This window comes from Janthinobacterium sp. PSPC1-1 (assembly GCF_049897625.1).
Lineage (GTDB): Bacteria > Pseudomonadota > Gammaproteobacteria > Burkholderiales > Burkholderiaceae_D > Janthinobacterium > Janthinobacterium tructae.
Genome location: NZ_JAFCWP010000006.1, coordinates 325,407 through 350,591, shown reverse-complemented (window position 1 = coordinate 350,591; position 25,185 = coordinate 325,407). Strand labels below are relative to the sequence as shown.

Annotated in this window: 24 protein-coding genes and 2 tRNA genes; 14 read left to right on the top strand and 12 right to left on the bottom strand. The window is 64.3% G+C overall.

Going from position 1 to position 25,185, the window contains the following annotated elements:
• Positions 1-12 precede the first annotated feature (12 nt).
• Positions 13-3,771, top strand: coding sequence for an AAA family ATPase (locus tag ACP7EG_RS20445; protein ID WP_426089066.1), 3,759 nt, complete (start codon positions 13-15; stop codon positions 3,769-3,771).
• 143 nt (positions 3,772-3,914) lie between these two features.
• Here ACP7EG_RS20445 and ACP7EG_RS20440 read toward each other — a convergent pair whose 3' ends face one another.
• On the bottom strand, positions 3,915-4,082 hold the full coding sequence (locus tag ACP7EG_RS20440) for a hypothetical protein (protein ID WP_426089065.1): 168 nt from the start codon (positions 4,080-4,082) through the stop codon (positions 3,915-3,917).
• Positions 4,083-4,260: 178 nt separating this feature from the next.
• On the opposite strand from ACP7EG_RS20440, the gene ACP7EG_RS20435 reads away from it, so the two are divergent.
• From ACP7EG_RS20435 to ACP7EG_RS20415, 5 genes are all read left to right on the top strand, one after another.
• Positions 4,261-4,470, top strand: a complete 210-nt coding sequence (locus ACP7EG_RS20435; RefSeq protein ID WP_099759861.1) for a hypothetical protein — start codon at positions 4,261-4,263, stop codon at positions 4,468-4,470.
• A 60-nt stretch (positions 4,471-4,530) separates the two neighbouring features.
• Positions 4,531-5,385 (top strand): hypothetical protein, encoded by an 855-nt coding sequence (locus ACP7EG_RS20430; protein ID WP_426089064.1) that lies wholly within the window; start codon positions 4,531-4,533, stop codon positions 5,383-5,385.
• A gap of 58 nt (positions 5,386-5,443) precedes the next feature.
• Positions 5,444-6,622: a methyltransferase gene (locus ACP7EG_RS20425; protein ID WP_426089063.1), complete on the top strand. Its 1,179-nt coding sequence runs from the start codon at positions 5,444-5,446 to the stop codon at positions 6,620-6,622.
• A 56-nt stretch (positions 6,623-6,678) separates the two neighbouring features.
• Positions 6,679-6,755 (top strand) — tRNA-Met (locus ACP7EG_RS20420).
• A gap of 144 nt (positions 6,756-6,899) precedes the next feature.
• A tRNA-Met gene (locus ACP7EG_RS20415) sits at positions 6,900-6,976 on the top strand.
• Positions 6,977-7,042: 66 nt separating this feature from the next.
• On the opposite strand, the gene ACP7EG_RS20410 is transcribed toward ACP7EG_RS20415, so the two are convergent.
• Entirely contained in the window at positions 7,043-7,597 is a 555-nt protein-coding gene (locus ACP7EG_RS20410) for a hypothetical protein (RefSeq protein ID WP_426089062.1), read from the bottom strand.
• 142 nt (positions 7,598-7,739) lie between these two features.
• Here ACP7EG_RS20410 and ACP7EG_RS20405 point away from each other — a divergent pair, with 142 nt between their 5' ends.
• The 7 genes from ACP7EG_RS20405 to dbpA all read left to right on the top strand — a co-directional run bounded on the left by ACP7EG_RS20405 (position 7,740) and on the right by dbpA (position 15,812).
• Positions 7,740-7,904 carry a hypothetical protein gene (locus ACP7EG_RS20405; protein ID WP_426089061.1) on the top strand — a complete coding sequence of 55 codons (165 nt, stop codon included), beginning with the start codon at positions 7,740-7,742 and terminating at the stop codon, positions 7,902-7,904.
• 14 nt (positions 7,905-7,918) lie between these two features.
• Positions 7,919-8,437: a sigma-70 family RNA polymerase sigma factor gene (locus ACP7EG_RS20400; protein WP_426089060.1), complete on the top strand. Its 519-nt coding sequence runs from the start codon at positions 7,919-7,921 to the stop codon at positions 8,435-8,437.
• Position 8,438: 1 nt separating this feature from the next.
• On the top strand, positions 8,439-9,443 hold the full coding sequence (locus ACP7EG_RS20395; protein ID WP_426089059.1) for a FecR domain-containing protein: 1,005 nt from the start codon (positions 8,439-8,441) through the stop codon (positions 9,441-9,443).
• Positions 9,444-9,545: 102 nt separating this feature from the next.
• Complete coding sequence (locus tag ACP7EG_RS20390) at positions 9,546-12,041, top strand: TonB-dependent siderophore receptor (RefSeq protein ID WP_426089058.1); 2,496 nt, start codon at positions 9,546-9,548, stop codon at positions 12,039-12,041.
• Positions 12,042-12,170: 129 nt separating this feature from the next.
• A complete protein-coding gene (locus tag ACP7EG_RS20385) occupies positions 12,171-13,835 on the top strand; it encodes an acid phosphatase (RefSeq protein WP_426089057.1) in 1,665 nt (554 codons plus the stop codon).
• Between the two features lie 205 nt (positions 13,836-14,040).
• Positions 14,041-14,277 (top strand): hypothetical protein, encoded by a 237-nt coding sequence (locus tag ACP7EG_RS20380; RefSeq protein ID WP_102121041.1) that lies wholly within the window; start codon positions 14,041-14,043, stop codon positions 14,275-14,277.
• A gap of 104 nt (positions 14,278-14,381) precedes the next feature.
• Positions 14,382-15,812, top strand: coding sequence for an ATP-dependent RNA helicase DbpA (dbpA, locus tag ACP7EG_RS20375; protein ID WP_426089056.1), 1,431 nt, complete (start codon positions 14,382-14,384; stop codon positions 15,810-15,812).
• On the opposite strand, the gene ACP7EG_RS20370 is transcribed toward dbpA, so the two are convergent.
• From ACP7EG_RS20370 to ACP7EG_RS20355, 4 genes are all read right to left on the bottom strand, one after another.
• Positions 15,799-16,341 (bottom strand): hypothetical protein, encoded by a 543-nt coding sequence (locus ACP7EG_RS20370; protein ID WP_426089055.1) that lies wholly within the window; start codon positions 16,339-16,341, stop codon positions 15,799-15,801. The two genes, dbpA and ACP7EG_RS20370, sit on opposite strands and share 14 nt — an antisense overlap.
• Positions 16,334-16,903, bottom strand: coding sequence for a hypothetical protein (locus tag ACP7EG_RS20365; RefSeq protein ID WP_426089054.1), 570 nt, complete (start codon positions 16,901-16,903; stop codon positions 16,334-16,336). Before ACP7EG_RS20365 ends, ACP7EG_RS20370 begins: the two co-directional genes overlap by 8 nt.
• Positions 16,904-16,945: 42 nt before the next feature.
• Positions 16,946-18,322, bottom strand: a complete 1,377-nt coding sequence (cysS, locus tag ACP7EG_RS20360) for a cysteine--tRNA ligase (RefSeq protein ID WP_426089053.1) — start codon at positions 18,320-18,322, stop codon at positions 16,946-16,948.
• 236 nt (positions 18,323-18,558) lie between these two features.
• A complete protein-coding gene (locus ACP7EG_RS20355; RefSeq protein WP_426089052.1) occupies positions 18,559-19,800 on the bottom strand; it encodes an MFS transporter in 1,242 nt (413 codons plus the stop codon).
• A gap of 127 nt (positions 19,801-19,927) precedes the next feature.
• Here ACP7EG_RS20355 and ACP7EG_RS20350 point away from each other — a divergent pair, with 127 nt between their 5' ends.
• A complete protein-coding gene (locus ACP7EG_RS20350; RefSeq protein ID WP_426089051.1) occupies positions 19,928-20,758 on the top strand; it encodes an AraC family transcriptional regulator in 831 nt (276 codons plus the stop codon).
• A gap of 207 nt (positions 20,759-20,965) precedes the next feature.
• On the opposite strand, the gene aqpZ is transcribed toward ACP7EG_RS20350, so the two are convergent.
• From aqpZ to ACP7EG_RS20320, 6 genes are all read right to left on the bottom strand, one after another.
• Complete coding sequence (gene aqpZ, locus ACP7EG_RS20345) at positions 20,966-21,655, bottom strand: aquaporin Z (RefSeq protein ID WP_096234740.1); 690 nt, start codon at positions 21,653-21,655, stop codon at positions 20,966-20,968.
• 219 nt (positions 21,656-21,874) lie between these two features.
• Positions 21,875-22,285, bottom strand: coding sequence for a GNAT family N-acetyltransferase (locus ACP7EG_RS20340; RefSeq protein ID WP_426089050.1), 411 nt, complete (start codon positions 22,283-22,285; stop codon positions 21,875-21,877).
• Positions 22,285-22,743, bottom strand: a complete 459-nt coding sequence (locus ACP7EG_RS20335) for an Ivy family c-type lysozyme inhibitor (RefSeq protein WP_426089049.1) — start codon at positions 22,741-22,743, stop codon at positions 22,285-22,287. Before ACP7EG_RS20335 ends, ACP7EG_RS20340 begins: the two co-directional genes overlap by 1 nt.
• A 65-nt stretch (positions 22,744-22,808) precedes the next feature.
• A complete protein-coding gene (locus ACP7EG_RS20330; RefSeq protein WP_426089048.1) occupies positions 22,809-23,219 on the bottom strand; it encodes a hypothetical protein in 411 nt (136 codons plus the stop codon).
• A gap of 34 nt (positions 23,220-23,253) precedes the next feature.
• Entirely contained in the window at positions 23,254-24,429 is a 1,176-nt protein-coding gene (locus ACP7EG_RS20325) for an amidase family protein (protein ID WP_426089047.1), read from the bottom strand.
• Positions 24,430-24,586: 157 nt separating this feature from the next.
• A complete protein-coding gene (locus ACP7EG_RS20320; RefSeq protein ID WP_071078242.1) occupies positions 24,587-25,162 on the bottom strand; it encodes an elongation factor P in 576 nt (191 codons plus the stop codon).
• Positions 25,163-25,185: the final 23 nt, after the last annotated feature.

The following is a 25,185-nucleotide window of genomic DNA, read 5'->3' as shown; positions in this document are numbered from 1 at the left end:
TCCTGAAAAACCATGAAAATCCTGAAAATCAGCGGTAAGAACCTGGCCTCGCTGGCCGGCGAATTTGAAGTCGACTTCCAGCAGGAGCCGCTGGCGTCCGCCGGCCTGTTCGCCATCAGCGGCCCCACGGGCGCGGGCAAGAGCACCCTGCTCGACGCCCTGTGCCTGGCCCTGTACGACGCCACGCCGCGCCTGCTGAAAGTGCTGGGACGGGGCAGCGCCCTGCCCGACGTGGGCAAGGAGACCGTCAACGCCCAGGATACGCGCACCCTGCTGCGCCGCGGCACGCCGGACGGCTACGCGCAAGTGGACTTTGTCGGCAACGACGGCGCCAGCTACCGCGCGCGCTGGAGCGTGCGCCGCTCGCGCACCCGGGCCGAAGGGGCGCTGCAGGCGACCGCCATGAGCTTGCACCAGCTGCCCGCGCTGCAGCCCATCGGCGGCACCAAGACGGAAGTCAAGGAAGAGATCGAAAAGCGCATCGGCCTGTCCTTCGACCAGTTTACGCGCGCCGTGCTGCTGGCGCAGAACGAGTTTTCCACCTTCCTCAAGACGGAAGACAATGAACGGGGTGAATTGCTGGAAACTCTGACGGGCAGCAGCATCTATACCGACATTTCCATGCGCGCCTTCGAGCGGGCAAAGAAGGAAAAGCAGATCCTCGAACGCCTGGGCGAAAAACTGGCCGACCAGCGGCCCTTGTCGCCGCAAGAGCGCAGCGACACCGAGGCGCTGTGCGGCGCGGCCGACACCACGCTGCAACACATCGACCTGCGCAAGGCGGTGCTGGAATTGCAGCAGCGCTGGCACCAGGAGACGCACAAGCTGCAAACCCAGGTGACGGCCGCGCAAGAGGCGCTCGATAGCGCGGATGCCGAACGCGCCGCTGCGCAAGAACGCCGCGCGGCGCTGGCGCAATGGGAATTACTACAGCCGGCGCGGCCCCTGATCGACGAGGTGGCGCGCCTGGCCAGCGACATCGCCGGCAGCGGCGCCGCACTGGAAGCGTCGCGCGTGCAGGCGACGCAAGCCGTCGCCGCCGAAGCGCAACTGGCGCAGGCCGTGCAGCTGGCGACGGCGGCCTTGCTGGCCAGTGAAGCGGCGCAGCGCGATGCGGCGCCCCTGCTCGATCAAGCCAAGGCGCTCGACGCCGGCATCCTGGCGCAACTGCCCGCGCATGGCCAGGCACGGCAGGCCGCGCAGGCCGCCGACCAGGCCAACGAGGCGGCGCGCAGCACGCTGCAGGCACTGCAACAGCGCCAGCACGCCGCGCAGGCGGAACAGGAAGCGGGCCGTCTGTGGCTGGCATCGCACCAGCAGTGGCAGGCACTGGCGCAAGCCTGGCAGTTGTGGGATCAATTGTTTGCCCAGGCAGGACAAGCGGCCGCGCAAGCCGATGCGGCCGACGCCAGCATGGCCGAATCGGCGCAGCAGGTGCGCCTGGCCTTTGACGCCACGCAGGCGGCGCAAGCGGCGCTGGCCAGCGCCGCTGCCGCGCTGGCCGTGCGCGATGCGCAGCGGCGCGAGGCGCAGGCAGCCGTACAAGCCATCGATGGCCAGGCGCTGCAGGAACAGCGCGGCCAGCTGGAGGCGCACGCGCGCATCTTGACCAGCGCGGAAAAAACCTGGAGCGAACTGGCACGCCAGCAGCAGACGCTGGCGCACTGGCAAGCCAGGGCAGCCCAGCTGGCGCAGGCCGCGCAAACGGAAAGTACGGCTTTGGCGGCAGCAGCGGCGCAAACGCCGCTGCTGGAAGCGCGCCTGGCGCAGGCGGAAAAATCCTTGAAGGGCGCGGAAGCGGCATGCGCGGCCAGCGTCGAGCAGCTGCGCGCCACCTTGCAGGACGAGCAGCCCTGCCCCGTCTGCGGCGCGCTGGAACACCCGTATAGCCACGCCGATGACGCCTTGCAGGCGATGCTGGCCAGCTTGCAAGATGAGGTGCTGGCTTGCCGCTCGCAAGCGCGCGGCAATGTGGAACAACTGGCCACGCACAGGGCGGCGCTGGCAGCGACGGCGCGCGAGCAGGCGCAAACGGATGCCGAACTAGCGGCCCTGCCGCCCGCCATCGCCGCCCTAGACGCGCAGTGGCGGCCGTATGCGGACACGTTACAACTGCCGCCCTCAAATCAGCGCGCGGACTGGTTCACGCAGCAGCTGGCGGCGAATGCGGCCGGTTTGCAGGCGCTGGCGCAGCAGGAAACGGCGCTGCGCCAGTCCGGCGCGCGGCGCGAGCAGGCGCAGGCGGCGCATGAACTGGCGTCCAGCGAACACGCGCGCTGCACCAGCACCGTCGCCGATGCCCAAGCGCGGCTGGCGCAACTGCAGGCGCAGCAAGCGGGCAACGCCGACAAGGGCGAGACGGCGCGCGCCGCGCTCGATGCCTTGCTGGCGCAGCTCGATGGCGCGTTCGCCGACGCCGACGGCGCCGAGGACTGGAAAGACAGCTGGCGCGCCGGCCCGGCCGCCTTCCGCGCCGCGCGCGAAACGGAAAGCCGGCAATGGCTGAAACAGCAGGCGGACCAGGACCACCGCGGCCACGCGCTGGTCACCCTGGCCGCGCAGCTGGACGCGGCGCTGCTGGCCGCCGGCAAGGCGCAGCAAACGGCGCAGGAGACCCACGCCGCCTTTGCCGCCGCCGACAAACAGCGCACGACACTGCAAGCCGGGCGCAACGCGCTATGGCAGGGCCAAGCCGTGACCGAGGTGGAAGGCGCGCTGGCAGGCGCCATCGCGCGTGCAAAAGATCAACTGGCGCAGCAGCAAACGGCGGCGCAATCGGCCAGCCAAGCGCGCACACGCCTGGACGAAGCGTGCGCGCAGCTGTCGCAGCGCGTGACCGCCTTGCGTGAACAGGAACACGGCGCCACCGCCGCGCTGCACGACTGGCTGCGCCAGTTCCAGCTTGCCCATCCTGCTCACGCGCCCGCCGACATGGCCGGCTTGCGCGCGCACCTGGCAATCGCGCCGGACGCCATGCGCGCCGAACGCGACGCCCTGCAAGTGATCGCCGACCGCCACACGGCGGCCGTTTCCGTGCTGGCCGAACGCCGGCAGCAGCTGGCCGCGCATGTGCAGCAGCCGCCGGAAGCGATGGAAATGGACGAGGCCGCGCTGCAGGTGGCGCTCGACGCGCTGGTGCAGGAACGCCAGGCAGCCAACCAGGAAGCGACGCGGTTACGCCTGGCCATCGCGCAGGACGACGCCAGGCGCCACAGCGCGCAAGCGATGCTGGCGCAAATCGAGGCGCAAGCCGTCATCGAGCGGCGCTGGGCCAGCCTGGATGAATTGATCGGCTCGGCCGACGGCAAGAAATTTCGCAACTACGCGCAGCAATTCACGCTGGAAGTGCTGCTCGGCTATGCGAATGCGCATTTGCAGCATCTGGCGCGCCGCTATCAGCTGGAACGCATCGACAATCCGGACAAGCCGTCGCTGGGCCTGATGGTGCGCGACCAGGACATGGGCGGCGAGCTGCGCTCCGTGCACTCGCTGTCGGGCGGCGAATCGTTCCTCGTCTCGCTGGCCCTGGCGCTGGGCCTGGCCTCGCTGTCCTCGAACCGGGTGCGCGTGGAATCGCTGTTCATCGACGAAGGCTTCGGCAGCCTGGACACGGAAACCCTGCGCGTGGCCATGGATGCGCTCGACGGCCTGCAAGCGATGGGACGCAAGGTGGGCGTCATCTCGCACGTCCAGGAAATGACAGAACGCATCGCCACCCGCATCCTCGTGCAGCCGGGGTCTGGCGGTAAGAGCGTGGTGACGGTGCGCTGAGAACACCTGTCAAAACCTACTGCGCGTCGCGGGTCGCGGTTTCCGATGCTCACTGGCTCGGCGCCCCCGTACATTCGCACAGTTCCGCGTCTCAACCACAACCCACTTCCGCTCGCTACGGTTTTGTCAGGCGTTGTAAACCGCTAGCGTGGCACAGGTTCGCGGCACAGCTTGAGCATATCCCAGCCCAGCTCGCGGCGGATCTGCTCGGGGTCAGGTGGAGGCCGGCGTTGTGCCAGCTCCGCTTTCAGCCACTTCCTGACCAGCTCCTTGGCGGGCTGTACAGGCTTTTCCTTGTCATGCTTTTCCATGGTGCTACCTCTTCAACGGCGGTCAGACGACCTCCTATATACGTTCAACGTCATGGCGCGGATTCAGTTGACCTGCGCGTGGCGCAGATGCAACAACGTGTAACGATGGCCAGAGTGCGTTAAAATCGCCGCCTTCGCGCAGGCACCGCCTACGCCCCGCAACAGTTCAAGGAAACCAATGAAAGCCGCCCGCAGCCTCACCTTCAAGTGCGTAAAATGTCACAAATCCATGCAGGTCTATCTGCAAAAAGTCTCCGCCTGCTCGCATATCCAGCCGTACCAGGGCATTTGCGCATGCGGCGAACTCAAGCGTCACGCCACGGGCCAGGCCGATGCTGTCAAGTCTTACCTGGAATCGGCAGACGGTAACTGGGCGCACCACCACTAATGGTTAAAGAATGGGACACGAATGCCGTTAACTGAGTACTTGCTCATTCGGAATTTGTTCATGTCCCAGCTTCCCGCCCTCGTTTCCGGCTCCCGCCAGCCTGCCGCCACACCCCTGGCAGGGCAAGCGCCGCAAAAAGCGGGCGCCGGCGCGTCCGGCCTGGCCGGCTCGCCCCTGATGCAGCGCACGGCGCAAGATGTGGTGGCCCTGTCAAAAAACGGCCTGGACCTGTCGGCCAAGGGACTCGCGCAACGGACCGATGCGCTGGGCAACGCCACCGTCGATGTGGCGCAAGACTTTCTAGGCAACATGACGCGCCAGCTGTTCGGCGACGGCGCTACTGTCGCCTTCGATTCGGTCGACCTGCAAGCCGGTTCCAGCTTCAGCAGCGGCAGTGCCAGCGTTTCGGGCGCCGGCAGCAGCAGCCGCGCCGCCGCCTTCAGCCTCGATGAAAACGCGCATTTCATCGGCAAGGGCAAGATCACCACGGCCGATGGCCAGACCTTCGACTTCGAACTGGAAGTGCAATATCAATCGAACATCAGTGCGGGCGCGTTTGTGCAAACGCAAGATGATGCGCAGGAAGTTCCGCCATCCGATGACGCCGCCCTGCCCGCCAAAGAGTTGCCCGCCACGACCTTCGCCGGCAATCTGCACGACCTGTTCAAGCTGCTGGGCCAGCAATTGCAAAGCAATCTCTATCAGGGCACGTCCGACGGCGCCAGCGCCAGCGGCAAGGATGGCGAGCTGGCGGGCAGCCTGAGTTTGCGTTTGCTCAAGCTGGTGCAGCCGGACAATACCGCCGAGGCCGCCAAAAAAACCGTGGAAACCACGCCCGCAGACCAGGCGCGCGCCCGCGCGCTGGCACTCGCCTATGGCACGGACAGCGCTGACGGCACGGCCAGCGACGTATAATGGAAGACGGCCTGCGCAGGCGACCATGCCGCGCGCCCCCTTCTATCGATTGAATCCCATGTCCGACACCTCTTCACCTACCGTTCATCCGCAGATCCACTGGAGCGAAAACGGCGCCGAGCATTCGGCCCGCTGGCGCTCGGAAAGCGGCATGCCGCCGCCCAAGCGCGTCGTCATCGCCGATGACCGCACGACGGCCGACCAGGCTTACCGCCTGGCCTGCGAAGGCACTGCCATGCTGTGGCGCGGCGACTTCCAGAACGCGCGCCAGTTGCTGCAGGCGCTGGCGCGGCGCGCCGACCACAAGAACGACAAACCAAGCAAAAAAGCCAAGGCCGCCAAGCTGGCGCAACCCGAGCCATCCGCCACAGAAGCGTTTCACTTGCACCGCCAGGCCCAGTCGCAGCGCGCCCGCACCCTGGCCATGCTGCTGCTGCCTTTTGACGCCGACTACACGATCCCGCTGCGCCGCGCACCGGACGTGAAACTGGCGTGCAATGAGGCGTATGGCCGTGGCGAAGAAGCGTTCGTCGCCTCGCTGCGCGAGCTGCTGGGCCTGATTGGCGCGCACGAATGGCGCCGCACGGGCGTGGAACTGCCGGCCCTGGGCCAGCGCATCCACCCGCATTACGGCGTGTTCGCGCCGATTCGCGGTGAATACGTGGGCCTGGTGGCCGACGCGCCGCTGCCCGCGCGCGCCAGCCTGGCCTTCGACATCGGCACCGGCACGGGCGTGCTGGCCGCCGTGCTGGCACAGCGCGGCATCCAACGCATCGTCGCCACCGACCAGGACCCGCGTGCCCTGTCCTGCGCGCGCGAAAACCTGGCGCGCCTCGATCTGCTCGACAAGGTCGACGTGGTGCAGGCCGACCTGTTCCCTGCCGGCCGCGCGCCGCTGGTCGTGTGCAATCCGCCATGGCTGCCGGCCCGCCCCAGCTCGCCGATCGAATACGCCGTCTACGATCCGGACAGCCGCATGCTGCGCGGTTTCCTCGCCGGCCTAGCCGATCACCTGGAAGCAAACGGCGAAGGCTGGCTGATCCTGTCGGACCTGGCCGAGCACCTGGGCCTGCGCCCGCGCGCGCAATTGCTCGAATGGATAGCGCAAGCGGGTTTGAAAGTGATCGACCGCCTGGACGTGAAACCCACGCACCCGCGCACGCAAGATACGACGGACAGCCTGCACGCAGCCCGCTCGAAGGAAATCACGTCGCTGTGGCGCCTGGCGGCAGCGTAATCGAGAGTCTGAAACCAGGCCATTGCGCATTGCAGCAAACCCGGCTATAATTCGGCTGCGGGGTGGAGCAGTCTGGCAGCTCGTCGGGCTCATAACCCGAAGGTCACAGGTTCAAATCCTGTCCCCGCAACCAGATACATGAAAGCCGCTGATTCTTGCAAAGGGATCAGCGGCTTTTTCCATTGCGGCGCAGCATGTCAATGCCCCTCATGCAAAGCAAATGCCCTCGGTTGCAATCCACTCTTTCGCAATGCAACAAACTCGTATATAATTCGCCTGCGGGGTGGAGCAGTCTGGCAGCTCGTCGGGCTCATAACCCGAAGGTCACAGGTTCAAATCCTGTCCCCGCAACCAATACATAAAAACCGCTGACTCCTGCAAGGGATTCAGCGGTTTTTTCATTCCAGGCCTGGCCCACCTTTACGCAGTGACGCTGGCCCGGATCTGCCTCGCCGCCGCATGCAGGCTGGCCGCCACTCTTTCCAGCTTGTCGGCGCCCGCCGTTTCTGCCAGGGCGGCAAAGGCACTGATATGAAACGTGGCCACCATCGCCGGCGAGACATCGAGCTCCAGCGCGGTCTTGCTCAGTTCAGTCGATGCCTCGAGGTAAGGCTCGCTGCCCGCCTCGAAGGCCTGCTTGGTTTCCAGTAATTCCTGGCCACCCTGCGCCTTGGCCAGGCAAGCATCGACCTTTTGCTGGAAGGCCGGCAAGGTATCACGCACGGGGCCGGGTTCAGGCGCCGGTTCCGGCTCCGCTGCTGCGGCTGGCGCCGGCCTGTCCGGCATCGGCATATCGCGCAAAGTCAGCCAGCGTTCGACGGCGAGAAAATCGGCAAACGGCTCCTCTACCTTGGGATTCATCAACCAGACCTCGCCCGTGCGCCAGTCGATCCGGGCACCGCGCTCATTTCTCGCCAACAAAATATCCTTGCCACCATCGGCATTCGACACCCGCCCGATGTCGAGCCAGTTCATCAGTTCAGCCTGGCGCGACATCGCGTTGACCCGATGAAAAAAGGCCAACCATAAAAATCTGGCGACCAAAAGAACCAGGACACCGCCAACCATCCACATCATTTTGCGCTCCGCACCACATCGACAAGCCGCATTTTCTCACATGAAAGCTTGCGCCAAGGAAACTTTTACATCTGCCGTGCGCAAGCGCAAGTCCGTTGCCGCACGCGGCCCGGGTGCGCAGTCGCATTTCAACAACGCCGCGTTTTCCCTGATTGCCTGGCGTGCGCCGCTGCGTTATTATGAGAACAATTCTCATTTAGATTAAGCTGTACTGTGCACATGCTGTCCGCCCCTTCCCCGCCGTCCGATTTCCAGGCCCTGTATGCCGAGCACCACTCCTGGTTGCTGCACTGGCTGAAGCGTCGCCTGCACGACGCGGGGCTGGCGGGCGACCTGGCGCAGGATACCTTCCTCAAGATTTTCCTTGCACGCAGCAGTGCCGGGATCGCGCAGCCGCGCCCCTTCCTGGCTACCATCGCCAAGCGCCTGCTGGCCAATCACTGCCGGCGCGAAGAACTGGAACGGGCCTACCTCGACGCCCTGCGGCATCAGCCGCAAGCCTGCGCGCCCTCGCCGGAAACGATGTCCATCCTGCTCGAATCGCTGCAACGGATCGACCGCGCGCTGGACCAGCTCTCCGCCAAGGCCAGGGCCGCCTTCCTGCTGGCCCACCTGGACGGCATGAGCTACGCCGAGATCGCCGCTGAACTGGGCACCACCACGCATTCCGTCAAAAAATACCTGAGCAAGGCCAATTTGCTGTGCTTTTTTGCCGTGCCTGATTTTGCCGCGCCCTGACATGCGCACCGCCACCGTGTATGCGCTGGGCCAGCCCATCGACCTGGCCATTGCCATGCAGGCAGCCGAATGGCTAACCACCCTGATGAGCGGCGTCGCCACGCCGGCGGAAAAGACGGCCTGGCAAGCGTGGCGCCAGGCGCACCCCGACCATGAACGGGCGTGGAAACACATCGAAAGCGCCAGCGGCGGCTTGCGCGAACTCGATGCGCAAGCGTGCCGCACGGCGCTGGCACGGCGTCCTGCCGCGCCCATCTCGCGCCGCAACAGCCTGCAACTGCTGGCGTGGGTTTCGACCATCGGCATCACGGGCTGGTTCGGCGCGCGCTCGCCCTACGCACCCGACATGGCCCGCGCCGCGCTGGCTGACATGGCCACGGGCGTGGGCGAGCGCCGCGAGCTGAGCCTGCCCGACGGCAGCCGTCTGCACCTGAACAGCCGCAGCGCCGTGAACATCCGCTTCAGCGGCACGCAACGGCTGCTGCAACTGGTGCACGGGGAGGTATTCATCGCCACCGCCCACGAAACGGGCCGGCCCTACCGCCCCTTCCTCGTCGAGACCGCGCATGGCCACGCCCAGGCGCTGGGCACGCGCTACTCGGTGCGCCAGGCGGACGGCAATACCCTGGTCGCCGTCGAAGAAGGCGCCGTGCGCCTGACGCCGCGCCATGGCGACGGCAGCCGCGTGATCCATGCGGGCCAGGGCGGCGGCATGACGGCGCGACAGGTCTTGCCCGCGCACGCCGTCTCGCCCGACATCTGGGCCTGGCGCCAGGGCTTGCTGCTGGCCGACGCCATGCCGCTGCGCGACTTCCTGTATGAATTGAGCCGCTACCGCCACGGCTTGCTGGGCTGCGACGATGCCGTCGCCGGCCTGCGCATCTCCGGCGTCTTCCCGCTGGCCGACCTGGACGCCGTGCTGCTGTCGCTGCCCGACTCCCTGCCCGTCGATGTGCGCCTGCGCACGCGCTACTGGGTGCAGGTGGAAGCGCGCCGGCAGCGCTAAGCATTTATTTTAAGTCCGCCGCAAAAAAACCTTACCCGTTTGCGTTTCTCGCGTGACCTGTGTAGGCAACGTTCTTTTTGACGACTACACCACAAGGTAACCATGTCTCTTGCCATTCATTCCAAGCCGCGCATCAAGCGCATGGCGTATGCCATCGAACTCGTCTTTATCGGTTCGGCCCTGCTGCTGAACGCCCAGGCGCCAGCCCTGGCGCAGGAAAGCGCGGCTGCTGCCGCGGCCACTCTCGACTTCCAGGTGCCGGCCGGCGACCTGGCGGCGGCGCTGCGCCAGGTCGCCAGCCAGTCCAGGGTCATCCTCAGCTTCACGCCGGAACAGACGCGCGGCAAGACCTCCGCAGGCCTCACGGGCCGCCACGACGTGCTGGCGGCCCTGAACGGCGTGCTGCGCGGCACCGGCCTGAAGGCCGAGCGCAGCACCAATGGCAGCTACGTGCTGCGCCAGGCCGATGCCGTAGCGGGCGGCGAGGCGCTGTCGATGATGCCGGAGGTATCGGTCAAGGCGCAGCAGGATGCCACCGAAGGCTCGGGCGCGTATGTCTCCGCCCTGCCGGTTTCCACGGCCACGCCGCTGGGCCTGTCGATCAGGGAAACGCCGCAGTCGGTCAGCGTCATCACGCAGCAGCGCATGCAGGACCAGGGCCTGAACACCATCGCGCAGGTCATGGCGCAAACGCCGGGCATCACCCTGTTCTCGCTGGGCAGCGAACGCTCCGGCTTTACTTCGCGCGGCTATGCGATTACCAACTACCAGCTCGATGGTGTCAGCACGCATTCGGAAAACCTGGGCCTCAATGCGATACCGTCGCAAAGCCTGGCCGACATGGCACTGTACGACCGCATCGAAGTGCTGCGCGGCGCCTCGGGCCTGATGACGGGCGCGGGCGATGCCTCGGGCGCCATCAACATGGTGCGCAAGAAGCCGACGGCGCAGTTCCAGGCGTCCGTCGAGGGCGAGCTGGGCTCCTACGATGAGCGGCGCGCCATGGCCGACATCGCGGGTCCGCTGAACGAGGCACGCACCGTGCGCGGCCGCCTGGTGACGGTGTACGAGGAAGGCGACAGCATGATCGACGGCTACAGCCGCGACAAGAAAGTGCTGTATGGCGTGGTCGAGGCGGACCTGTCCAGCGACACTAAGCTGACAGCCGGCGTCACGCACCAGCGCAAGCGCTCGAATGGTTCGCTGTCCTACCTGGGCTTCCCCCTGTTCTACAGCAATGGCGCCATGACGGACCTGCCGCGCTCCTTCAGCCCGGCGGCCAAATCGAATCGCTTCGACACCAATTCGACCGACCTCTTCGTCACCCTGGAACACGCGCTGGCGAACGACTGGAAGCTGAAAATTTCGGCCAACCGCGTGCAGTCCTCGCAGGAAGAACGCTCCGTGTTCATGAACGTGAGTAGCGCCTTTTCCGACCAGGCCACGGGCGCTGGCCTGCGCATGAGCGCCGACTACCGCGATTACCAGCTCCAGGTCAACAGCGTGGACGTCAATGTGCGCGGCCCGTTCAGCGCGTTCGGCCGCCAGCACGAACTGGTACTGGGCATGGACTACAACGAATTTCAAAGCACGACAGATGGCCGCCGCGACAAGAACATCCAGGGCACACCCGTCAACCTGTACCGCTGGAATCGCATGGCAACGCCCGTGTTTGGCGATACCTTCGTCACTTACGACAGCACGCGCCGCCAGGCCAGCGCCTACGCGGCCAGCCGCTTTACGCTGTCCGAGCGCCTGAAAATGATCGCAGGGGCAAAAGTACTGCGCTACAGCGAAAACTACATCTCGGACGCACCCACCGTGCCATTTTATAGCGCATCGCCGGCCTCGGACAGCAGCGTCTTCACGCCGTACGGCGGCCTGGTGTACGACATCGACGCCACGCACAGCGCCTACGCCAGCTACTCCACCATCTACCAGCCGCAAGCCTCGCAAGACCGCTACGGCAAGCTGCTGGCGCCGCGCGAAGGCAAGACCTTTGAAGCGGGCGTCAAGAGCGGCTGGTTCGATGGCCGCCTGAACACGGCCGCCGCGCTGTATCTGATCCGCCAGAAAAACCTGGCCGAATCGGACCCTGGCCACACCCTGCCCGGCTCCAACGATCCGGCGTTCCGCACCATCAAGGGCGCCGATACCAAGGGCATCGACCTGGAAGCGACGGGCGCCCTCACGCCAAGCTGGAATGTGTCGGCCTCGTGGTCGTACAGCCAGACGGAAAACAATGCAGGCAAGGCGATCCAGACCACCTTCCCGCGCCATCTGGTGAAGCTGTGGACCACATATCGGCTGCCTGGCGAGCTGCATCGCCTGACGGTGGGCGGCGGCGTGAACTGGCAGAGCCGCGTGTATTCCGACATCGAGGCGTGGCAGATCAAGAGTACCCTGCACTGGGAACAGAAGGCGTACTCGGTGGCCAGCCTGATGGCGCGCTACGACGTCAACGACAAGCTGTCCGCTACCGTCAACGTGGCCAACCTGTTCGACAAGCAGTACACGGCTTCCGTGTCGGACTGGTGGTACTCGGGCATGTATGGCCCGGCGCGCAAGGTGGCGTTGACCGTGCGGTATCAGTTCTAGAGCCAGGGCAAGGGCCGGGCTGAATATTTCACATTGCCGCAGGGCCGGTGATACAATTTTCCCGCTTCACGGGCGTTGCCGGCCATTGCCGCCAGCGCCCGTGCCCATAGAGACACCCAAGGAGAATGTGTGAAGGACCTCGCCCCCGCCCTGCCAGCCGATTCGGCCGACCAACCCGCCAATCCCTCGCGCCGGCGCATTTTTCAGGCTGCTTCCGCAGTCGGTCTGGCCGCCAGCCTGCCGGCGCTGGCCGACGCCGCGCCAGCCAGAAAGACCATCGCCAAGGGTTCGCTCGACGCGAAACTCAAGGCGCACGTCAAGAACGTGGTGGTGATCTACCTGGAAAACCGCAGCTTCAACAACCTGTTCGCCAACTTCCCCGGCACCAGCGCGCCCCTGTCCGCCGTCACGGCGGAACAGGCGCGGCAGCTGGACCGTGACGGCAAGCCGCTGGCCACCCTGCCAAAGATCTGGGGCGGCCTGGTGCCGAACCAGCAAAATATCGGCGGCATCGATTACCTGATCAAGGAAGAGCAGATTTCCGGCCTGCCGAACGCGCCCTACAAATTGAGCGACGCGGCCGGCAAGCCCCTGCCCGAAAGCATCATCACGCGCGACCTGGTGCACCGCTTCTATAACAACCAGATGCAGATCAACGGCGGCAAGAACGACGGCTTTGCCGCGTGGGCCGACAGCGGCGGCCTGGTGATGGGCCATTACGGCGAGACTTCGAAAAACCTGAACCTGTGGCAGATCGCCGAACAGTACACGCTGTGCGACAACTTCTTCATGGCGGCCTTCGGCGGCTCCTACATGAACCACCAGTTCCTCGTCACGGGGCGCGCCAACGAATACTTCAATGCTGCCGAGACGGCAGCGAAGAAAAAGATCGCCGTGCTGTCCGATGGCCCGCAAGGCGTGCGCCTGGCCATTTCTCCCGACTGCCCCGCATCGGCGCTCGATGGCAAGCCGAAGTACGTCAATGACGGCGCCCTCACGCCGGACGGCTATGCCGTCAACACCATGGCGCCGCCATATCAACCGAGTTACGTCCGCCCCGCCTTCGATGGCGACCCGCTGCATGCCGACCCGGCCGACGCGAACACCCTGCCACCGCAAACCTACGACACCATCGGCGACCTGCTGTCGCGCAAGGGCGTCAGCTGGGCGTGGTATGGCGGCGGCTGGCAAGCGGCGCTGGACCAGAAGGGCGGCGGCAGCAAGCCGAACTTCCAGTTCCACCACCAGCCGCTGAACTACTTCAAGCAGTTCGCCCCAGGCACGGCTGCGCGCGCCGAACACCTGCGCGACGGCGGCACGGGCGACAGCCCGATCTCGAACAAATTCCTCGCCGCCGCCGTGGCGGGCAAGCTGCCGGCCGTAACCTTCTACAAGCCGCAGGGCAATCTGAACCTGCACGCCGGCTATTCGGATATCGAGTCGGGCGACCAGCACGTGGCCAACATCATCCAGCATCTGAAGGAATCGCCGCAGTGGAAAGACATGATCGTGGTGATCACGTTTGACGAAAACGGCGGCTGGTGGGATCACGTGGCGCCGCCAAAAGGCGACCGCTGGGGCCCGGGCACGCGCATTCCCGCCATCGTCGTCTCGCCGTACGCGAAAAAAGGCGCCGTCGACCACAATTTCTATGACACCACGTCGATCCTGCGCCTGATCACGCGCCTGCACGACTTGCCACTGCTCGAAGGCCTGAAAGTGCGCAATGATGCGTTCGCGTCACGCGGCGCGCTGCCGCCGGGCGACTTGACTGGCGCCTTGAGCTTCCGCTAAGCCTCCCACAGTGCGGCACGCCTGTGATACACTGCGTGCCGCACTTAAATCCGCAGGTCTGCTTTCCCTGCCGATGATATTCACAATGAGCCCGACTCCAGTAGCCGGGCTTTTGTTTTGTGGATGAAGTTAAAGCGTATAGACATAGGCGGGCAGCACCTTGCCCGCCCCTTGGCTTTCGCAGGCCAGGGACAGAGGTTAGTAAATGAGAGATAAAAAAGACAACGCCACCATCGACTTGCCCGGCTTCGGCCAGCTGCCAGCGCACGAGGCGCCAGAGCCGGCGCCGGAACCGCAGCGCCGCGCGCGTGCGCGCAAGGTGGCTTTGAAGCAGGTGCAGCTCGAATTGCTGGAGCCGACGGACGCCACGGGCCTGCCCGTATGGACGCGCGACGCAGGACTCGACCTGACCGGCTTGCCCATCTGGGCGCCTGACAATTAGTACCCCACGCCAGCGGCCGTTTGCCGCCGGCTTCCACACCACCGCACAAGGGCGCAAGCCTGTAGACTGTGCCCATCCACCCGCTTTTTACCGGCTCCGCCCCTATGAACCCCACTACCACCGCCACCACCAATTCTTTTTCCAGCCTGCCGCTGACGCCCGCCTTCCTGGCCAATCTGGACTCGCTCGGCTACCACGAGATGACCACCATCCAGGCGCAAAGCCTGCCGGCGGTGCTCGATGGCCGCGACCTGATCGCCCAAGCCAAGACGGGCAGCGGCAAGACCGCCGCCTTCGGCATCGGCATCCTGCACAAGCTCAATCCGGCCTGGTTTGCCGTGCAGGGCCTGGTGCTGTGCCCCACGCGCGAACTGGCCGACCAGGTAGCCAATGAGCTGCGCCGCCTGGCCCGCGCGGCCGGCAACATCAAGATCCTGACCCTGACGGGCGGCGCACCGATGCGCCCGCAAATCGCCTCGCTGGAACACGGCGCCCACATCGTCGTCGGTACGCCAGGTCGCATGCGCGACCACCTGGGCCGCGGCACCATCAACCTGAATCACGTGCAGACACTGGTGCTCGATGAAGCCGACCGCATGACGGACATGGGCTTTTACGAGGAAATCGCCGGCATCGTCAGCGCTTGCCCGGCGCGCCGCCAGACCCTGCTGTTCTCGGCCACGTATCCGGAAGATATCCGCCGCGCCACGGCATCGTTCCTCGTCAATCCCCTGGAAGTAACGGTCGAGGCACAGCACGACAACGACAAGATCGAACAGCGCTTCTATGAAATCGGCTTCGACGAGCGCAATGGCGCCGTCGGCAAGCTGCTGAAACACTTCAAGCCGGAATCGACCTTGGCCTTCTGCAACACCAAGGTGCATTGCCGCGAACTGGCCGAAGAACTGCGCCAGCAAGGCTTTTCCGCGCTGGCCCTGTATGGCGAGCTGGAACAGCGCGAGCGCGATGAAATCCTGGTGCTGTTTGCCAACCGCAGCTGCTCCGTGCTGGTGGCCACCGACGTCGCCGCGCGCGGCCTCGATATTTCCGACCTGGGCGCCGTGATCAACGTCGACGTCTCGAAAGACACGGAAGTGCACATCCACCGCATCGGCCGCACGGGCCGTGGCAGCAAGAAGGGCCTGGCCCTGTCGCTGTGCGCACCGAACGAGAAAAAATGGGTCAAGCTGATCGAGCAGTACCAGAACAGCGCCGCCGAATGGCACGACCTGAAAGAGCTGGCGGAAGATGACGGGATCGAGGCACTGCCGGCGCCGATGGTCACCCTGTGCATCATGGGCGGCAAGAAGGACAAGCTGCGCCCGGGCGACTTGCTGGGCGCGCTGACGGGCGACGCGGGCCTGACCAAGGAGCAAGTGGGCAAGATCAACGTGTTCGAGTTCATGACCTACGTGGCGCTCGACCGCAAGGTGGCCGAAGCAGCCTTCAAGCGCCTCAACGCTGGCAATACCTTGGGCCGCGACTTTGGCAACATCAAGGGCCGCAGCTTCAAGATGCGCTTTATCGAGGCGTAAGCGCCTGCAAGGCACGCAGGGTCGCCATGGCCCTGCGTCCCGGATAATCTTCCCACACGGGATAGCGCCAACGGTAGTAGCAGTTCCAGTAACTGATGCTGCGTCGCTCCAGGGTAGCCACATACGCGGGGTTTTCCCGCAGGTAGCGCGCCAGCGCCTCCCCATTCCAGGCCGGCAGCACCGCGCCAATCACCTCGACAATCTGCAGCACGTATTCGCCGCACAGGTGCACGACAAACGGCACCGTCCATACCCGCTCCTGCAGCAACAACTGTCTTAAACAGGCTTCACGCAGATGGCCGTCATGGTGGCGCGTGCCCAGACACAGGGCGATCACGCCAGCGTCGCCTGCCAACTGGGTACAGGCCAGCAGCTGCTCGCGGTCGTAGTACGTGCGCGTCGGAATCAGCAAGGCCTCGCCATTCTGATACACGGTAAATGGCCGGTGTGCCCGGCTGCTCCCCAGCACGGGCAGCAGCTGCGTCACAGTGACGGCCAATGCGGCTGGAAAGGCGTCCGCTTCAGCCATCGCGCCCCTCCCGGCAAACCTTGCGCACACCCAGCGCAGGCTTGTCCATCTTTTCAAAGATCACATTCGAATACCATGCGGCAGGATCACCTTCGGAGGGTTTGCCCAGCGAGATATAAAAGCCGCCATGCGTGAACAGGGCCGTGGTTTCCTTGCCCGGCGTGATCCCCTGCAGGAAGGCCGGCCAGGCCGCCTTGTCGACCTGGCTAAAATGCGCGGCCAGCAGCGCCAGCAAGCGCGCGTGCGAGGCGGGCGCATACGGGAACAGATACAGGTACTCGACCAGCTCACCGCCATCGGCCAGGCGTGTGATGGCGGCCGTCGCGGCATCGACCTCGCCGCCAAAACTGCACAAGGTGCCGCCGCTGTAGGCCAAGTCGATGATGGTCGCCGGCGCGCACGCCTGCCGTTCGCGGTCGATACCGACGGGTGGCAGCGCGCGCACTTGCGCCAGCAGCGCCTCGCCCGACGTGGCCAGCACGGGGAAGCCCGGACACTCGCTGGCCGCCTGCGCGGCAGAAAAAGCCAGGCAACAACTCAATAGCAGCACACGACGCTTCACGGCATCTCCAGTTTCATCAGGCGGCCATTATGCAGGACATCTTCACAAAGGACGCGCCTGTTGCCCTTGCGGCGTATCGTCGATGTCGTAGCCGGCCGCGCGCGCCAGTGTACGCAAACGGTCCGCCTCGGCCCACTGGCGCTGCGCGCGCGCGATGGCCCGTTCCGCCATCCACGCTTGCACCTGCTGCGGCACTTCCACCTGCGCCGGCTGCCAGCGCAGCAAGTCCAGGCCCAAGGCCTCGTCGAAGCGCAGCAAGGTCGCTTTTTTGGCGCTATCGGGTACATCACTTTTCAGCAGCTCCCAGGCCACGGCCAGCGCGCGCGGATAATTCAAGTCATCGTTGATGCACGCCGTAAAGCGCGCCAGCCACGCGGGATCTGCCTCGCCGCCCGCATCTCCCAGGCCATGCATGGCCACGCGCAGGCGCGCCAGGCCGCTGGCGGCGGCGCGCAAGGCGTCATCCGTGAAATTGAGGCTGCTGCGGTAATGGGCGCCCAGGCACAGGTAGCGGTAGGCGAGCGGATCGACGCCCTGCCCCAGCAGGCTTTGCAGGCGCAAAAAGTCGCCCGAGGATTTCGACATCTTCGCATCCTGCGTCTTGAGGAAAGCACCGTGCAGCCAGAAATTGGCCAGGCGCGTGCCGTGGCGCGCTTGCGTTTGCGCGATCTCGTTGCTGTGGTGGACGGCCACGTGGTCTTCGCCGCCGCAATGGATGTCGAAATACGTGCCCAGGTGCTTTTCCGCCATGGCCGAGCATTCGATGTGCCATCCTGGAAAACCCAGGCCCCAGGGGCTATCCCACTCCATTTGCCGCTGGCCCGGTACGCCGCTGAACTTCCACAGCGCGAAGTCGCAGATATCGCGCTTCTCGCCCAGCTCCACCCGCTTGCCCGCCTGCAGGCCGTCGCGCTTCAGGCGCGCCAGCTTGCCATAATCGTCCTGGCGCGTGGTATCGAAATAGATGCCGTCGTCGGTGCGGTAGGTGTAACCCTTCGTTTCCAGGTCGCCGATGAACGCGATCTGCTCCGCGATGTGGTCCGTGGCGCGGCACCAGACGGTGGGCGGCAGGATATTCAACTGGCGCAAATCGGCCTCAAACGCGCGCGTGAATGCGGCGGCGATGTCCCAGGCCGACTCGCCGCTGCGCCGGCTGCGCGCTTCGACCTTGTCGTCGCCGCTGTCCGCATCCGACGTCAAATGGCCCACGTCCGTGATGTTCATCACGTGGCGCACCTGCAAGCCATTGAATGCGAGCGCGCGGCGCAAGCCATCGACGAACAGATAGGTGCGCAGATTGCCGATATGCGCGTAATCGTAGACGGTGGGGCCGCAGGCGTACAGGCCCGCCTGGCCCGGGGCGATGGGTTCAAACGGGCGCAGGCTGCGGCTATACGTATCGTACAAATGGAGTGTCATGCGGAACTTTCATTAGCGCTGCGGAAAAAGAAAATGGCCACAGGTTTTTCAACACTGTGGCCATCGAATGAGGAGTAAAACGTTACCGGCGCGTAGCCGCATCCTCACGGGGCCAGGCGCACGGACACAGCGCAGCAGCGGCGCCGGATGCAAAAACTGGAGGGAGGATGAAAGTGTTCATGGGACAAATATCGCATGTACGCAGGCGGGCCGTCAAGCCCTCCCGCGTCGCCCGCTTATTTTTTCGCCTGCTCGATATGCGGCAGCAGCACCGTCAGGATGCCCAGCAGCGGCAGATAGGAGCAGATTTTATACACATAGGCGATGCCCGCCACGTCCGCCAGATAGCCCATGGCGGCAGCAGCGATGCCGGAGACGCCGAACATCAGGCCAAAGAAGATGCCCGCGATCATGCCCACCTTGCCCGGCACCAGTTCTTGTGCGAAGACGACGATGGCGGAAAAGGCGGAGGAAATGACGAAACCGATGATCACCGTCAAGACGGCCGTCCAGAACAGGTCCACATACGGCAGCAGCAAAGTGAACGGTGCGGCGCCCAGGATGGAAATCCAGATCACGCGCTTGCGGCCGATGCGGTCGCCGATGGGGCCGCCCATGAAGGTGCCGGCCGCCACGGCGGCGAGGAACAGGAACAGGTACAGCTGCGCCGCGCCGATGGACAGATGGAATTTATCGATCAGGTAAAAGGTGTAATAGCTCGACAGGCTGGCCATGTAGATGTACTTCGAAAACACCAGCAGGGCCAGCACCCCCAACGCTTGCAGCACCTTGTTGCGCGACAAGTTCGGCCCGTGGCCGCCCGCCTTCGGCTTGAAGCTGGCCAGGTGGCCGCTGTACCAGTGGCTGACCTTGTACAGCACGCCGATGGCCAGCACGGCCAGCAGGCTGAACCAGGCGATATTGCCCTGGCCGCGGTTCACGATGACGGCCGCCGCCAGCAGCGGTCCCAACGCGGAACCGACATTGCCACCCACCTGGAACAGCGATTGCGCAAAGCCGTAGCGCCCGCCCGATGCCATGCGCGCCACGCGCGACGCTTCCGGGTGAAAGGTCGAGGAACCGACGCCGATCAGGCCCGAAGCGATCAACAGGGTCGGAAAGGTCGAGACGATGGACAGCATCAGCACGCCGGCCAGGGTAAAACACATGCCGATGGGCAGCAGGAAGGGCAGCGGACGGCGGTCCGTGTACAAGCCGATCCAGGGCTGCAGCAACGAGGCCGTGCACTGGAACGTCAGGGTTATAAGACCGACCTGGGTAAAACTGAGTGAAAACTCGGCTTTCAGCATCGGGTAAATCGACGGCAATAATGCCTGGATCAGGTCATTGAGCAAATGCACGAAGGCGACGGCGCCCAGGATGTGCATGGCCAGGCCAGATTGTTGTTGGGAACGATGAAGCGAGGGAGTCGCCGGCACGGACTTGGCCAATGCTGGGGCAGGTGTGGTTGTGTGCATGTGTCTTCCGCAATAATCGGGCACGGCGGGCGGCCCGGCAAAGAAGCCAGTATAGTATGGTCGCTGAACTGACAACTTCCAATAATCGTCGCCCAAGTGACAACCAAGAGACAAGCCAACGCCCCACATGTACAGCCCCCCAACCGCCCAGACCCACCCCGATGGCGTGCCGTTCAGCCGCAGCACCAGCTCACACGATTACCAGCACGTGCCGCGCCCCGTGACGGCCATGTCCCGACAATATGCGCTGGGCGACTATACGGCGCCGCACAGCCATGTGCGGGCGCAACTGCTGTATGCGACGGAAGGCGTGATGCGCGTCTCCACCGAGCACGGCGTGTGGATATTGCCGCCCCGGCGCGCCCTGCTGATCCCCGTGGGGGTCGTGCATGAAGTCCATATCTTGAGCGAACTGAGCATGCGCACCGTGTATATCGATGCGCAGGTAGCGGCCCAGTATGGCGCCGATTGCAAGGTGCTGGAAGTGAGCCGGCTGCTGCGCGAGCTGATCCTGGCCTTGCTGGCCGAACCGATCGAGTATGCGCTGGCGGGGCGCGGCGACTGGCTGGCGCACCTGATCCTGTCGGAACTGGCGGCGGCCGATACGGTGCCCCTCGCCATCCCCTGGCCGCGCGACCGCCGCCTGGTGGCAGTCTGCTCGGCCATCATGAGCGCACCGGGCAGCCGGCGCAGCATCGAAGACTGGGCGCAGGATGCGGGCGCCAGTGCGCGCACCCTGATCCGTCTGTTTCCCAAGGAAACAGGCTTGCACTACCGCCAATGGCTGCAACAAGTCCACCTGGCCGAGGCATTTTGTCGCCTAGACCGGGGCGAAGGCGTGGCGGCCATCGCCTATGCGCTGGGCTACGCCAGCCCCAGCGCCTTCAGCGCCATGTTCCGCCGCATCCTGGGCCGCACGCCGCAGCATTACCTGAGCGAGTGGCGCGCTGCCGATTAAACGAAAAAAGCAACCCGTGGGCTGCTTTCGTCAAGTGGTTTGTCGGCAATTGTCGGCTTACGCCCTGCGGGCTAAGCCGACCTACCGCACCGGACAAGGCGCCAATGATGGACGCCACCGTAGGTCGGCTTAGCGTGGCGCAGCCGCGCGTAAGCCGACAAGCTACGCTATCGGCGTTGTCGGCTTCGCCCTGCGGGCTAAGCCGACCTACTCTTTTTCGCCAGCAATCAAGCGGTAGGCCAGCGCGCCCAGCAAGGCGCCGATGATGGGTGCCAGCCAGAACAGCCACAGCTGGCTGGTAGCCCAGTCGCCCACGTACAAGGCCACGCCCGTGCTGCGGGCCGGGTTGACGGAAGTGTTCGTCACGGGAATGCTGATCAGGTGGATCAGGGTCAGCGCCAGGCCGATCGGCAGCGGGGCAAAACCGGCCGGCGCGCGCTTGTCGGTGGCGCCCAGGATGACGATCAGGAAGAACATCGTCAGCACGATTTCAATCACCAGCGCCGACAGCATCGAATAACCGCCCGGCGAATGGGCGCCATAGCCGTTCGAGGCAAAGCCCTTGCTGACATCGAAGCCGGCCTGGCCGCTGGCGATCAGGTACAGCACGCCGCCGGCCACGATGGCACCCAGCACTTGCGCGATGATGTACGGCAACAGTTGCTTGGCGGGAAAGCGGCCACCGGCCCACAGACCGATCGAGACGGCAGGATTCAAATGGCAACCCGAGATGTGGCCGATGGCGTAAGCCATGGTCAGCACCGTCAGGCCAAACGCCAGCGCCACGCCGGCAAAACCGATGCCAAGGCCGGGAAAGCCAGCTGCCAGCACGGCGCTGCCGCAACCGCCCAGCACCAGCCAGAACGTGCCGAGAAACTCGGCTCCATATTGTTTCATGATGTATTCCTTTAAAGAGACGAGAAAACGTGCCAGGGATGAGCAATCGGACCGTTCACCACCTTTGCCTGCGCCCCCAGGGGGGCGACGACAAAGCACAGCATCAGCAACGCACGCTGCAGAGCGCGAATAATGACATGATGTCATTATCAATGCAACATTATTTCGTATAATAATGCCAATAGTTCTCTTGTCACTTAAAGGTTTTTTTGATAATTATTAAGGCGCGGGGCGGCGCATGTATTTTTGCGGCGCCTCCAGTGGCGCAAAACCAAAGGCCGCATACAGGCCATGCGCGTCATCGGTCCCCAGCATCCAAACGACATCGCGCAAGCGTGCATCGTCGAGCACGGCGGCCACCATCTGCTTGCCATATCCGCGTCCTTGGTATTGCGGCAACACAAACACATCGCGCAGGTAAGCAAAATCCGTGTAATCGGTGATGACCCTGGCGAACGCCACTTGCTGGCCATCGACATAGCCACCGAAACACAGCGCGTTGGTAATTCCCTTGCGCACCGTTTCAATCGCCACGCCGCGCTTCCAGTACGACTGCTCGCTCAGGTAGCGGTGGATCATGGGCACGTCCAGTTCGCCGCGTTCGCTGGAGATGCGTAGTGGCGCGTGCATCAGTTCTTGAACAGCAGGTCGGCTTCGGCGATGCTGGGCTCGCCAAAGTACACGGTGCGCAAACCGCCCTTGGCGTCGCTGCCCATGTACATGCCCGTCATGCTGCGCTCGACCGGGTCGTACAGGATGGTGTAGTGGTGGCCGCAATTATGCGGTTCGCAGACGCTGCTCAGCAGGCGCGCCTTGCCGTCGATCTCGACCGGCTTGAGCGGACTTGCCACGCCATCGGGCACCCAGCGCTGCCGCTTCAGGCCGGCTTTTTTCAAGCCCACATTGAAGGCCTTGCGAAACGCGTAGTCCGCCTTGTAGACGTCGGGGAAATACGGGCAGGTATGGCCACCGTCGCAGCTTTGCGCTTGCTCAATGAGCGACAGCCTGGGCGTGCGCGCTTGCGCCGGCATGGTGGCCAGCGCCACGGCGGCGGCCAGGAACAGGGGGGACAGCATACGTGCGGACATGACTTCTCCTAAAGGCATCGGATAATGCGGGCAGCATAGCAGAATGCCATGCTTGCACACCCGCATCAGGGAGAGCAGCGGATGCCGACGACCCCGTTGACCTTGCCTTCCGGCCAGCCCGTCTCGCGCCAGCGGTACACGCCGGGCGCGACGATAATCAACTGCCATTCCACCAGCTTGCCAGCGGCATTGAGGCGGGTTTCATTGTCATAGCGTAACGTCAGGCTGCGCTCCGTTTCCGCCACCACGGTCGCGGCAAAACGGTTGGTTTCACCGAGCTTGCTTTTCCAGGTGCGGTCGTTGAAGATCGCCAGCCGCTGGTGATCGTCAGACAGCTGCATGCGCGTAAAGTGCTGCGCTTCTTCGCAAACACTGCTCGTATTCACGCTGTCGGACCAGCTGCCAGACAGTTGCGCGGCATCAAAAGGAGTCGGGGTGGCGGCCACGGCCGCACTTAGCAGCAAGGTTGCGAGCATAGTTATCGAAAGAAAGCGAAAAATATCATCATGGTCAACGCAGCGCCTGCGTAATGCTGGACGGCAATGCCGGTGTGCGCCGGTGCAACGTCGCCTGCTCATAGGCATAGGCCATCGCGATGAGCGGTATGTCGCCGTGGGCAGGTCCGATGAAGGACAAACCGACGGGCAAGCCCTCAACCACGCCGGCAGGCACCGTAATCTGCGGCAAGGCGCACTGCGCCTGCGATACGCCATGACACGTTGGCCCTACCAGCGCATCGAGTTCATGCGAGCACAGCAACGCTGCGATGCCGCCCGGCTCGGACGCGGGCGGCGGCTCGATCAGTTCCGCGCCTTGTTCGCGCAGCACCAGCAGTGCCTGCTCGATCACGGCATCGGTTCCGGCACACTGGCCGAACAGGTGGCGCGCCACGCCGATGCGGCGCCCATGCAAGGCGGCGGCATCGAGCACCATGCCATCGGCCAGGTGCTCGCCCGTCAGGGCAGCGAGCAGCCAGGCCGCCTCGCGCACGCTGGGCGCCATCGGTCCCGCCGTGGCTGGCTCGCCGCCCTGCCCGGCGGCGGCCCTGCCCGTGGGCTTGATGGCAACCAGGCCGCACGTAGATGCGGGCGCGACAATGGAGCCGTCCGCCGCGCTGTCCACCGCCAGGATGGTCAGGCCGGCCCAGCTGGCACTGGCATGCGGCACGCTGACGGCGGCCCACTGGCGCAAATTGCTTTTGCCGATGATGACGGCGCCGGCCGCGCGCAAGCGCGCCGCGACAAAGGAATCGCAGCCGGCCTGCGTGGCCAGCTGCGCCTGGGTACGCGTCTTCATGCGGTCGCCGGTGGCAATATTGTCGCGCAAGACGATGGGGATGCCATGCAAGGGGCCGCGCACCTTGTGCCCCTGCCGCTCGCGGTCCATTTCCAGGGCAATTTTCAGCGCATCGGGATTGATTTCAATGCCGGCATAGGCACGCGCGCCGATGCTGCACAGGGAGCGGATGCGCGCCAGGTACTGCGACGTCAGCGCATGGGAACTGAGCTTGCCTGCCTGCATCATCTGCTGTTGCGGCAAGACGCCCGCATCGAGCAGGTGGGCCATGGGGCTGGCGGGCGCCGTGGCACGGGTCAGTACGGGGCGCGACACGCGCGCCGGCATGGCCGCCGCGGCAGGCGTCGCCCCCCGATATGCGCCGTTGCGCACCATATGACTACGCTGCATGCTATCTCCAGGAAACTTCAGTGTTTCTAACGCAATAATGTGCTATCCATAGCATAGCAGTCCTTGCAACTCAATTGTTATCAAAGGGGATTATTTTTAAAGCAAAAAAAACGCCGCCCGAAGGCAGCGTTTCTTGATGGTCAAGCACTGGGGCAAATCAGTTGCGTACGACACGCTTGTATTCGTTGGTACGGGTGTCGATTTCGATGACATCGTCCTGTGCCACGAACAGCGGCACTTGCACGATGTGGCGATGCGCTTCGATGGCGTTTTCGATCTTGGCTTCTTTCAGGACGTTGCCCGAAGTGTTGCCCTTGACCGCAGGCTCCGAGTACACCACTTGACGGGCGATGGTCGTAGGCAGTTCAACGGAGATAGCCTTGCCGTCGTAGAAAATGGCTTCGCATTCCATGCCATCCTTCAGGTAATGCAGTGCATCGCCCAGGTTTTCTTCTTCGATTTCATACTGGTTGTACTCGGTGTCCATGAAAACGAACAGCGGGTCGGCGAAGTACGAATACGTCACTGGCTTTTTATCCAGAACAACAACGTCAAACTTGTCGTCGCCGCGGAACACGTTTTCCATCGGGGTGTTCGTCAGAAGATTTTTCATCTTCCATTTGTAGGTGAAGCCCGTGCGGCTCGAACCGTTGACATCAGAACGCAACACGATCATTGGCTTGCTGTCGACCATGATGATATTGCCAACACGAATTTCTTTTGCGGGTTTCATAGGAATGTACGTAAAAAGTGGGT